The organism is Roseobacter sp. HKCCD5988 (genome assembly GCF_037830355.1).
In the GTDB taxonomy this organism is placed as follows: domain Bacteria; phylum Pseudomonadota; class Alphaproteobacteria; order Rhodobacterales; family Rhodobacteraceae; genus M30B80.
In genome coordinates this window covers 184,378-194,525 of record NZ_JBBLYJ010000003.1, presented here as the reverse complement: position 1 = coordinate 194,525, position 10,148 = coordinate 184,378, and the positions used below count along the sequence as shown (strand labels likewise).

The following is a 10,148-nucleotide window of genomic DNA, read 5'->3' as shown; positions in this document are numbered from 1 at the left end:
GGCGTTTACGTGCTCGCTCCCTCAGGTCAGATATAGATGCAATGCGTTGAAGTTTAGTCATTTAAAAAATAAAAATCCTGACGGAATGTGTGTGTAGGAGTCCAATCATACATAGAAGAATACCAATTTACACGCACAGTATGTTGGCAAGATTGCCTATTGAGACAACATTAACGTGTGACCTGCGTCATCAAGAGCTGGAAGGATTTGGTTTCTCAGTACGCGATCAGTGATCGGTCCACGGAAATGCAGAACCACTACACCTTCGGAATTGATAAAGAAGGTTTCGGGCATCGCAACCACGCCCCAATCGCGCCCATTTCGCGCTTCTTCATCGCGACCGATGCGGTCATAGGGATTGCCCAATTCAGATAAAAAAGCACGCGCTTGGCCCAATTGATCGCGATAGTTCACGCCAAATAGCGGGTTTCCTGCTTCGGCCAATGCGGTAAGGGTCGGATGCTCGGCGCGGCAGGGTGGGCACCAACTGGCAAAGAAATTCAGAATGATAAGCCCGTTGCCCTCAAGATCGGCACGGGTCAGAAGCGGCGTGTCGTCAAGCGCCGTCAGATCAAGATGCGGGGCCACGCGGCCTTCACGCGTGGAGGGGAGGGCGGCCGTGTCAACGCCGATGCTGCGCGCGTCCTCCGTGCGGCTCAGTTGCACCGCCGCAAGCCCGAAAAACCCAAGCGTTACGGCCAAAGGCACAATCATCATCGGACGAAATTTCATCACAGGTTTTCCGTAGATTTTTGACGCTTGGCCGTGCGGCGCGCTTCGAATTCCTCAAGCCTGATCCGCGTTTTGCGCCCCTGCCAAACAGAGCCTGCCACCAAGATCAGCAAAAGCGCCAATGTCCCTGCATAGGCAGATAGGACCTCAACCGCGTATGATCCCAGATCGGGAAAGATGAAAGGTGTCATGCCATTCGCTCCTGCGCGATCAGGGCGCTGAGGCGGCGGGCGCGAATTTCAGTGCGCGTGCGCAACAGCACAAGGCAGATAAACAAAAGGCCAAAGCCGATAATGCAAATCCAAAGCGGATAGGCAAAGACATCGGCGACATTTTCCTCGGCATCCATCGACAGCGATGCGCCTTGATGCAGGCCTTGGTTCCAGAACAAAATCGCATAGCGCGAAATCACCGCAAAGACCGTGCCAACAAGGCACAGAACGGCGGTCAGGTCTGCGGCCGTATCGGGGTTTTCGACCGCCGCCCACAGCGCCATATAGCCCAGATAGAACAGAAACAGGATCAAAAATGCGGTCAATCTTGGGTCCCATTCCCACCATGTGCCCCACATTGGTTGCCCCCAGACCGCGCCTGTGAACAGGCCGATCAGCGTAAACACCATCCCAACGGGGGCTGCGGCCTTGGCCGCGAGGGCGCTGACATGGTGGCGGCGAATGACCCAAACCAACGAGGCGGCCAACATCATAAACCATGTGCCCGAACCCATAATCGCGGCAGGCACATGGATATAGATGATTTTGACAGTCGCGCCTTGGCGAAAATCATTCGGGGTGAAGAAAAACCCCCAGATCAGCCCACCCACCACCATCGCAACGGCAAGGGCCGTCACCCATGGCAGAACCGCGCCCGACAGCGACATAAATTTTCGCGGATTTGCGTATTCCCAGATGCTCATAAGCGCAGAGATTAGTCGCAGCGCCGCAAGGCCACAAGGGGCTGAAATAGCGGCAGCCTAGCGCAGATTGACGCGGAGGACAGAGGCCGAAGCAAAGGGCAAAATCGCCAAACTGCCCAGACTGATGGCCGCCAATAGGGCCAAAGGGGTGCCAACCGCCTCGCCAGAGGCCCCATTTGAGACGACCATCGACCCAAAGAGCAAACTGGGCACATAGAGCGGCAGAACCAATAGCGACAGCAACAATCCGCCCCGCCGCATCCCCACCGTCAAAGCCGCGCCAAATGTGCCAATGGCCGAAAGGGCGGGCGTTCCCACCAAAAGCGAGATGATAAGCCACAGAAACCCGTCTTCGGGCAAATTCAACAACAGACCCAAAAGCGGCGCCACCAAGGCCAAGGGCAGCCCCGTGGTGATCCAATGCGCCGCAGATTTGGTGATTGCGACCATCTCAAGGGGCAGGGGGGAGGTTGCCAGAAGTTCAAGACTGCCATCTTCCCAATCAAGGGCAAAGATCCGATCCAGTGATAAGAGGCAGGCCAAAAGCGCGCCAAGCCACAAAACGCCCCCCGACACCTCGCGCAGCAAGCCCGTTTCTGGCCCGATCCCGAACGGCACCAGAACGGAAACGATCAAGAAAAAAGCAAGCGCAAGGCCAAAGCCGCCCCCCGCTTTCACGGCCAACCGCAAGTCGCGTATCAAAAGACCGATCATGCCGCCCCCCAATCCGAAAACGGGTCAGTCTCGGCTAGCTTTTTGCACATGAACGGTTTGATGTCGAAAATTCGCGCCTCGGCCAGCCCGAGATCAATATGAGTGGCAATCAATGCGGCCCCGCCACGGGCCAAATGCGCCTGCACGGCGGCAGCAAAGCGCGCGACATTTTCTTGGTCAAGCGACACTGTCGGCTCATCAAGGCACCAAATGGGGCGCCCCGTCACCAAGAGCCGCGCAAGGCTGAGGCGGCGTTTTTGACCCGCACTCATTTCGCCTGCAGGGCGGTTACGCAGATCATGCAGATCAAACGCATCAAGCGCAGGCGTGATATCACGTTGTCCAAAAACACCTGCCCAAAAATTCAGGTTTTGCGCCACGGTTAGACTGGTTTTGATCCCGTCTGCGTGACCGCTATAGGCGATGCTATCGCTGGCGCAACTGATCTGCCCCGACAGGGCGGGGGCCAGCCCCGCGATGATCCGCAACAGCGTGGTTTTACCTGCCCCATTCGGCCCGCGCAACACCACGGCTTCGCCCGCAGAGAGGGTGAGGTCAACATTTTGCAACACTTGCATAGCGCCGCGCGCGCAGGCCAGAGAGGTGATTTCCAACATCATAGCTTCACAGCTAAACGGAATTTAAGAATTTGGAAAGCGTGCAAACAGGAATGCTTGCGCCTGCCTGTTAAAAAATGTATGCAACGGCATACAAACGCGGCCAACCCCCATTGCCACTTCAAAAAGCAAGGGCTAAGGCCGTGACCGTTCAACCCGTTTTTTCGATGAGGGAGGCAAATATGCCCATCACCGTAGGCCACGATAGCGCCGCGACCCGCAAGACCCTGACGGCAGGGGGGAAAACCTATGCCTATTATTCCATCGCCGCCGCTGAGGCCGCGGGGCTTGGCGATTTCTCAAAATTGCCTGCCGCGTTGAAAGTGGTGCTGGAGAATATGCTGCGATTCGAAGATGGTAAGACGGTCAGTGTCGATGACATCAAGGCCTTTGCTGAATGGGCCAAGTTGGGTGGTCAAAACCCGCGCGAGATCGCCTATCGCCCCGCCCGCGTTTTGATGCAGGATTTCACAGGCGTGCCTGCGGTGGTGGATCTGGCCGCGATGCGGGACGGGATCAAGGCGCTTGGCGGCAACCCTGACAAGATCAACCCGCTGAACCCCGTGGATTTGGTCATTGACCACTCCGTGATGATTGACGAATTTGGCAATCCGCGCGCCTTCCAGATGAATGTGGATCGCGAATATGAGCGCAACATGGAGCGTTACACCTTCCTCAAATGGGGCCAGAACGCATTCAACAATTTCCGCGTTGTGCCTCCTGGCACGGGGATTTGTCACCAAGTGAACCTTGAATATCTGGCCAAAACGGTTTGGTCGGATGTGGATCAGAACGGCGATTTGGTCGCCTATCCTGATACGCTTGTTGGCACAGACAGCCACACCACCATGGTCAATGGCGCGGCTGTATTGGGATGGGGCGTTGGCGGTATCGAGGCAGAGGCCGCAATGCTTGGTCAACCGATCTCGATGCTGATCCCCGAAGTGATTGGCTTTAAATTGACGGGCGCAATGGTGGAAGGCACGACAGGCACTGACCTTGTGCTGAAAGTTGTAGAAATGCTGCGCAAGAAAGGCGTGGTTGGCAAATTCGTTGAATTCTACGGCGAAGGTTTGGATCGCCTGCCTTTGGCGGATCGCGCGACCATCGCCAACATGGCGCCTGAATATGGCGCGACGTGTGGCTTCTTCCCAATTGATGATGAAACCCTGCGTTATCTGCGCAACACGGGCCGCGAGGAAGAGGTTATCGCCTTGGTCGAAACCTATGCCAAGGAAAACGGGTTCTGGCGCGATGCGAATTACGCGCCCGTTTATACCGACACGTTGGAATTGGATATGGGCACGATCGTGCCTGCCATTTCTGGCCCAAAACGCCCACAAGATTATGTGGCGCTGTCGAGCGCAAAATCCGCCTTCCGCAAGGAAATGGAAGAGACGTTCAAGCGTCCTTTGGGCAAGCAGGTCGCCGTCAAAGGCGAAGATTACAGCATGGAATCAGGCAAGGTTGTAATTGCGTCGATCACCTCCTGCACCAACACATCGAACCCTTATGTGATGATTGGCGCAGGTCTTGTGGCGCGCAAAGCCGCTGAATTGGGCCTGACCCGTAAACCATGGGTCAAGACATCGCTTGCGCCAGGCAGCCAGGTTGTATCTGCCTATCTTGAGGCCGCAGGCCTGCAAGAAGATCTTGATAAGGTCGGCTTTAACCTTGTGGGGTATGGCTGCACCACCTGTATCGGTAACTCTGGCCCGCTGCAGAAAGAGATTTCTGAGGCAATTGCCGAGGGCGATTTGGTCGCCACCGCGGTGCTGTCAGGGAACCGTAATTTCGAGGGTCGTATCAGCCCCGATGTGCGCGCAAACTATCTCGCCTCGCCTCCGCTGGTCGTGGCTTATGCGATTGCGGGCACGATGGATATTGATCTGGCCAATGACCCGATTGCCCAGACCCCAGATGGTCGTGATGTTTATCTCAAGGATATTTGGCCAACCACGCAAGAAGTGGCAGAAACAGTTGAGCGCACTGTGACGCGCGAAGCGTTCCAAGCCAAATACGCCGATGTGTTCAAAGGCGATGAGAAATGGCAGGGGGTCAAAACCACTGATCAGCAGACCTATGATTGGCCTGCGACCTCGACCTATGTTCAGAACCCGCCTTATTTCCAAGGCATCACGATGGACACCAATAAGATCGAGAATATCGAAGGGGCCAAGGTTCTGGCGCTTTTGGGCGATATGATCACCACAGACCACATCAGCCCTGCAGGGTCGTTCAAGGACACCACCCCTGCGGGTCAATATCTGATCGAGCGTCAGGTGCCTGTGCGCGAGTTCAACTCTTATGGCGCGCGCCGTGGCAACCACGAGATCATGATGCGCGGCACATTCGCCAATATCCGCATCAAGAATGAGATGTTGGATGGAGTTGAAGGCGGCTATACCAAAGGCCAAGATGGCGCGCAGACCTCGATCTTTGACGCGGCAATGGCCTATCAAGAGCAAGGCACGCCCTTGGTGATCTTTGGGGGCGAGCAATATGGCGCGGGCTCAAGCCGTGATTGGGCTGCAAAAGGCACCGCCCTTTTGGGTGTCAAGGCCGTGATCGCGGAAAGCTTTGAGCGCATCCACCGCTCCAACCTCGTTGGTATGGGGGTGATCCCGTTCGAATTCACAGGCGGCGACACCCGCAAGACCTTGGGTCTGACGGGCGATGAAACCGTGGCAATCAAGGGCCTGGATACAATCACAGCCTTGGCCGAAGTGCCCTGTGATATCACCTATGCCGATGGCAGCGTGAAAACGATCACGCTGAAATGTCGGATCGATACGGCGGTTGAGATCGAATATATCGAGAATGGCGGCGTCTTGCATTACGTTCTGCGCAACCTCGCCCGCGCAGCGTAGGCCTCGCCACAGTGAAACCAAAAGCCCCGCGCATCGCGCGGGGCTTTTTATTTGGGTGGGTTTTCGGCGAATTCTACCTCGACAATCCGCGCTTGCCCCGTGGCCCATTGCCAGATTTGGCGGGGGGCTTGGTTTATTTCGGCGCTGCCGCGTTTGAGTTTGCGCCATGTTTTGGCCCATCCTTTGGGGCGCACTGCTTTGCCAAGGCCTGAGATATCAGAATTATAGGCATAGGCGCGCTGTGTCGCCATCGCGGGCACAATGATGCTAGCGGCCAAAGCGCGGCGAATGGGGCTGACCGTGTCATTGAACAGTAAATGGTCAATCGGCACCCGCATCTTGCCGCGCCAAGACAGGGCCAATTCCGCCCCCCGCCGCGACAGGATATAGGCCCCACCCCCGACATGACGCGAACGCATCGGGTGGATCGCGCGGCCTGAGGGAGTTTGACCAATTTGCGCGCCAAGTAAAAGTTTGGATATGCCTTCGTTGAATTTCTCAAGTTTGATCGCCTCGGTGCCGCGCGGGATCCAATCAGAGGTCATCACCGCAGAGGCCAGATCAGCTGCGAGATAGATGTCATCCTCTAAAAAGAGGGCGAACTGCGCGTCTGTTTGCAGAAAGGCGGCCCAAGCCTCGGTATGGCTGACTGTGCAGGCGCGGTCACCCAAACCAAGCCGCCCCAAGGGGCCATATTCCGCAATCACAGCATCTATGCGGGCGGCATCCGCGCTTTGTGCATCACAGGCGGAATGACGAATGAAGGTCACGCCGCGCTCGCGCAGGTGATCCCCGATCCGCTCGAGCCGATCGGGGCGGCGGTCGAGATTAATGACATAGATTGGGATATTTTGCGCCATGCGCGCCTCTGGGGTGATTTCTGCTTGCGGCGCATTTGTCATGAAAGCGGCTCTTGGGGCAAGCAATGATGCGCGGCGCTTGTGTTCAAACCCGTGGCTGGGCTATGCCATTCTCAAGGATAAAGGAGCGGCGCGCGTGCAAGACTGGCCTGTTTACGTCATCAATATGTACAGTAATGAAACGCGGCTCGCCCGTGTTGGCGCAGAGTTGAACGGCGCGGGTGTCGCATGGACGCGCCTGCCTGCGGTGAATGGTCGGGCGCTGTCCGAAGGCGACTTGGCCCGCGTCTATGATGTGCGCGCCAATCGCCGCTACGCGCGGCATGATTTGGTGCCGCCTGAAATTGGCTGTTACCTCAGCCACATCAAGGCCGCTGAATGGCTGTTGGAAAGCGGGGCTGAGGCCGCGGTGGTTCTAGAGGATGACCTGCGCATCACGGGTGACTTTGCCGCGACCCTATCCGCCTTGCAGGATGATTTGCAAAAGCGCCCCGCGGCATGGGATATGGTAAAGCTCTTTTCGTTCAAGCCTGTGCGCCTTGATCAGGCGCAGACGATTGGGCAGGGCTTTACGCTGGGTCGCCCTGATCGCGTTCCCTCTACCACTTTGGGCTATGTTCTGACGCGGGTGGGGGCCGAAAAAATATTGGCCAAAGTGCCGCCGATTTTCCGCCCTGTCGATGAAGATCATAAGCATTTTTGGGAGTTTGATTTGCGCGTGGCGATGATTGCGCCGCAAACGATTGCCATCGGCGCGCAAGAGACGAGCGATGGCACAGTCGGCGATAGCCGCAAAAAAATGGCGCAGAAGGACCCGATTTGGGTCAGGCTGTGGCGCTTTGGGCGGTATCGCGTGAATTACCGCCTGCACTTGGCGCGCGCACGGGCCAAGGGATTATAGGCGCGTGGTCAAATGGATCTTCCATATCATGATGGGGCGCGATGGTGGCACAGAGCGGTTCTTCCTTCGCCTGACCCAAGGGTTTCATGAGGCAGTGATCGGGCAATATGTAATCCTTTTTCAAAATCTGGCCGAAGAAAAGGCGCAGCGATGACCGGACGCCGCGTGATCCATATGCATTTTGGTACCGATGGCGGGGCGGAGCGGTTCTTTGTCAATCTGTGTCAGGCTTTGGCAGAAGCGGGGGTTGAGCAGCGTTTTGTGATCCGCCCCAATCGGGCTTGGGCCGAGGATCTTCGCCCGCTTGGCGCGATTTATGAAACCAATTTTCGGCTTCTCAGCCCACAATCCCTTGGGCTGCGGTGGCGCTTGCGCCAGATGCGCGCGGCGTGGCGGCCAGATGCGACATTTGCATGGATGTCGCGCGCCTCGAAACTCTTGCCCCAATCGGGTGGGGGCGTGCGGATCACGCGCTTGGGGGATTATCCGCGCCATTTGAAAAACTTCGCACGCAATGATGTGATCGTTGCCAATACGCCCGGTATTGCGCAGGCTTGCCGCAATTTGGGCTGGCAGCGTCCCCTTGGGGTGATTTCCAATTTCGTGCGCGAGGTGACACCGCGTGCTATTGCGCGCACCACCTATGACACGCCTGACGGTGCCTTTTTGATTGTCGGGTCGGGGCGGTTTATCCACCGCAAGGGGTTTGACACGCTGATCCGTGCCTTCGCACAGGTGGAGGGCGCGTATTTATGGCTCGCGGGTGAGGGCGAAAAACGCCCCGCGCTTGAGGCGCTTGCCCGTGATCTTGGGGTGATAGATCGCGTTCGCTTTTTGGGTTGGGTCGAGGAGCCGATGCATCTTGTGGCCAGCGCAGATGCCTATGTCATGCCTTCGCGCCATGAACCGCTTGGGAATGTCATTCTCGAGGCATGGCGCAGTGCCACCCCTGTTGTCGCCACGCGCAGCGAGGGGCCGTCATGGTTTTGTGAGGATGGCAAGGATGCGCTGCTTGTTGATATTGACGATGTTGATGCAATGGCACAGGCGCTCTTGCGATTGCGGGCCAAGCCAGACTTGGCCGCGCAATTGGTGACAGCGGGCCAAGCGCAATTATCCGAGAAATTCACCAAATCCCGAGTTGTGGCGCAATATTTGGCGCTGATTGACGGGGATTTGTCTGCAATGGATTTTGGCCGATGAAGGTTTTGATTATCAATATGTCAACGGCCACGGATCGTATGGCCTTTATGGCCGCGCAGATGGATCATTTCGGTCTGGACTGGGCGCGGATTGAGGCGATCACCCCCGACACGTTAACCCCGCCTGCCGATGATCCTGTATGGCATCGGTGGCAGCGCCCCTTGCGGGTGACAGAAATGGCGCTTTGCGCTTCGCATATGGCCGCGTGGCGCGCTGTGATTGCGGCGGATGTCGCGCATTTGATTTTAGAGGATGACGCGACCTTGGCCGCGGATTTGCCCGCCTTTCTCGCGGATGTTGCTGGGCTGACCGATGTCGATCACATCTCGCTTGAGACGCGCGGTCGCAAAAAGGTTTTGGGCCGTGTCTTGCATCCAGCGGCCCCGATGCTGCGCCTGTGGCAGGATCGAACGGGTTCTGCGGCTTATATCGCCTATCCTAAGGGGGCAAAGCTGATGCTTGATCACGCGCTGCGTGTGGGTGGGCCATCGGATGCAATTATCTCCTCCACATATGGGATGCGCAGCTATCAGGCTGTGCCTGCTTTGGCGGTGCAATTGGATATTTGCGCGCAATATGGGGTGCCGCAGGCGCTTGAAACCCGATCTTTGATTGATGCCGTTGAAAAGCCGCGCTTGCCGGTGTCGGGCATGGCGGCGCTTGGGTTTCGGGCGCGGCGGATTTGGGGGCAGATCGTCATGGGGTGGCGTCAGTTGCGGCACCCGGGCACAAGGCTGCATGTTGCGCCTGCGCGCGATTGGCCAAAGATCACGCTATGAGGGCGTTACGGGCCTATATTGATATTCCACCGATATGGCTGTTCCTTGCCGCAGCGGTGGCGTGGATCTTGGCGCGAGAATTGCCCCTGATCATGGCCTTTAGCCCCGTGTTTCGTGTGGGCAGGTGTCTGACCACCGCTGTGGGGGTCGCCGTGATCTTATGGGCGGCTTGGTTTTTCTATCGGGCCAAAACACCGATTGAACCGCGCCATACCCCAAAGGCTTTGATCACATCTGGCCCGTTCAAATATAGCCGCAACCCGATCTATTTAGGCATGGTGTTGATTTTAATCGGGTGGGTATTGGTTTTGGGTGCGCTATCGCCTGTCTTAATCCCCTATCTCTATTTTTGGATGGTGGATCAACGATTTGCTGCCCCTGAGGAGGAGGGGCTACGCCACGCGTTCGGCGTTGAGGGCCTGCGCTATATTCAAACCACGCCGCGTTGGATTTAACGCTTCTTTGGTTTCCTTCGATAACAATCGCGGCCATAGTTGTGGCATGGGTGGAATATTACCGTGGCTCGCAAAGGCTTGATTGGCGCAGTCGCGAAAAG

General features: G+C 57.0%; 12 protein-coding genes. 6 read left to right on the top strand and 6 right to left on the bottom strand.

The window, feature by feature from the left end:
- Window positions 1–156: 156 nt before the first annotated feature.
- From AAC636_RS12380 to ccmA, 5 genes are read right to left on the bottom strand one after another with little or no spacing between them, the layout of a single operon-like run.
- Window positions 157–732 (bottom strand): DsbE family thiol:disulfide interchange protein, encoded by a 576-nt coding sequence (locus tag AAC636_RS12380; RefSeq protein WP_340301726.1) that lies wholly within the window; start codon window positions 730–732, stop codon window positions 157–159.
- Complete coding sequence (gene ccmD / locus AAC636_RS12375) at window positions 732–923, bottom strand: heme exporter protein CcmD (RefSeq protein WP_340255649.1); 192 nt, start codon at window positions 921–923, stop codon at window positions 732–734. The genes AAC636_RS12380 and ccmD overlap by 1 nt, the downstream gene beginning before the upstream one ends.
- Window positions 920–1,648, bottom strand: coding sequence for a heme ABC transporter permease (locus AAC636_RS12370; protein WP_317655136.1), 729 nt, complete (start codon window positions 1,646–1,648; stop codon window positions 920–922). The genes ccmD and AAC636_RS12370 overlap by 4 nt, the downstream gene beginning before the upstream one ends.
- Before the next feature lie 57 nt (window positions 1,649–1,705).
- A complete protein-coding gene (gene ccmB / locus AAC636_RS12365) occupies window positions 1,706–2,362 on the bottom strand; it encodes a heme exporter protein CcmB (RefSeq protein ID WP_340301725.1) in 657 nt (218 codons plus the stop codon).
- Window positions 2,359–2,982 (bottom strand): heme ABC exporter ATP-binding protein CcmA, encoded by a 624-nt coding sequence (ccmA, locus tag AAC636_RS12360; protein ID WP_340301724.1) that lies wholly within the window; start codon window positions 2,980–2,982, stop codon window positions 2,359–2,361. Before ccmA ends, ccmB begins: the two co-directional genes overlap by 4 nt.
- Before the next feature lie 179 nt (window positions 2,983–3,161).
- Here ccmA and acnA point away from each other — a divergent pair, with 179 nt between their 5' ends.
- Complete coding sequence (acnA, locus tag AAC636_RS12355) at window positions 3,162–5,849, top strand: aconitate hydratase AcnA (RefSeq protein WP_340301723.1); 2,688 nt, start codon at window positions 3,162–3,164, stop codon at window positions 5,847–5,849.
- Window positions 5,850–5,896: 47 nt separating this feature from the next.
- On the opposite strand, the gene AAC636_RS12350 is transcribed toward acnA, so the two are convergent.
- Window positions 5,897–6,751, bottom strand: coding sequence for a glycosyltransferase family 25 protein (locus AAC636_RS12350; protein ID WP_340301722.1), 855 nt, complete (start codon window positions 6,749–6,751; stop codon window positions 5,897–5,899).
- Here AAC636_RS12350 and AAC636_RS12345 point away from each other — a divergent pair.
- The 5 genes from AAC636_RS12345 to AAC636_RS12325 are packed head-to-tail and all read left to right on the top strand — an operon-like array spanning window position 6,750 to window position 10,047.
- Window positions 6,750–7,610: a glycosyltransferase family 25 protein gene (locus AAC636_RS12345; RefSeq protein ID WP_340301721.1), complete on the top strand. Its 861-nt coding sequence runs from the start codon at window positions 6,750–6,752 to the stop codon at window positions 7,608–7,610. The genes AAC636_RS12350 and AAC636_RS12345 overlap by 2 nt on opposite strands.
- Before the next feature lie 4 nt (window positions 7,611–7,614).
- Entirely contained in the window at window positions 7,615–7,764 is a 150-nt protein-coding gene (locus AAC636_RS12340; protein ID WP_340299139.1) for a hypothetical protein, read from the top strand.
- Window positions 7,761–8,813 (top strand): glycosyltransferase, encoded by a 1,053-nt coding sequence (locus AAC636_RS12335; protein ID WP_340301720.1) that lies wholly within the window; start codon window positions 7,761–7,763, stop codon window positions 8,811–8,813. The genes AAC636_RS12340 and AAC636_RS12335 overlap by 4 nt, the downstream gene beginning before the upstream one ends.
- A complete protein-coding gene (locus AAC636_RS12330) occupies window positions 8,810–9,592 on the top strand; it encodes a glycosyltransferase family 25 protein (protein ID WP_340301719.1) in 783 nt (260 codons plus the stop codon). The genes AAC636_RS12335 and AAC636_RS12330 overlap by 4 nt, the downstream gene beginning before the upstream one ends.
- Window positions 9,589–10,047 carry a methyltransferase family protein gene (locus tag AAC636_RS12325; RefSeq protein ID WP_340301718.1) on the top strand — a complete coding sequence of 153 codons (459 nt, stop codon included), beginning with the start codon at window positions 9,589–9,591 and terminating at the stop codon, window positions 10,045–10,047. Before AAC636_RS12330 ends, AAC636_RS12325 begins: the two co-directional genes overlap by 4 nt.
- The last annotated feature ends 101 nt before the right edge of the window (window positions 10,048–10,148 follow it).

Excerpts from the sequence above, each read along its gene's own strand:
- ccmB (WP_340301725.1), bottom strand. The coding sequence starts at position 2,362 with ATGATCGGTCTTTTGATACGCGACTTGCGGTTGGCCGTGAAAGCGGGG.
- ccmA (WP_340301724.1), bottom strand. The coding sequence starts at position 2,982 with ATGATGTTGGAAATCACCTCTCTGGCCTGCGCGCGCGGCGCTATGCAA.
- acnA (WP_340301723.1), top strand. The coding sequence starts at position 3,162 with ATGCCCATCACCGTAGGCCACGATAGCGCCGCGACCCGCAAGACCCTG.
- AAC636_RS12335 (WP_340301720.1), top strand. The coding sequence starts at position 7,761 with ATGACCGGACGCCGCGTGATCCATATGCATTTTGGTACCGATGGCGGG.
- AAC636_RS12330 (WP_340301719.1), top strand. The coding sequence starts at position 8,810 with ATGAAGGTTTTGATTATCAATATGTCAACGGCCACGGATCGTATGGCC.
- AAC636_RS12325 (WP_340301718.1), top strand. The coding sequence starts at position 9,589 with ATGAGGGCGTTACGGGCCTATATTGATATTCCACCGATATGGCTGTTC.
- ccmD (WP_340255649.1), bottom strand. The coding sequence starts at position 923 with ATGACACCTTTCATCTTTCCCGATCTGGGATCATACGCGGTTGAGGTC.
- AAC636_RS12350 (WP_340301722.1), bottom strand. The coding sequence starts at position 6,751 with ATGACAAATGCGCCGCAAGCAGAAATCACCCCAGAGGCGCGCATGGCG.
- AAC636_RS12345 (WP_340301721.1), top strand. The coding sequence starts at position 6,750 with ATGAAAGCGGCTCTTGGGGCAAGCAATGATGCGCGGCGCTTGTGTTCA.
- AAC636_RS12370 (WP_317655136.1), bottom strand. The coding sequence starts at position 1,648 with ATGAGCATCTGGGAATACGCAAATCCGCGAAAATTTATGTCGCTGTCG.
- AAC636_RS12380 (WP_340301726.1), bottom strand. The coding sequence starts at position 732 with ATGAAATTTCGTCCGATGATGATTGTGCCTTTGGCCGTAACGCTTGGG.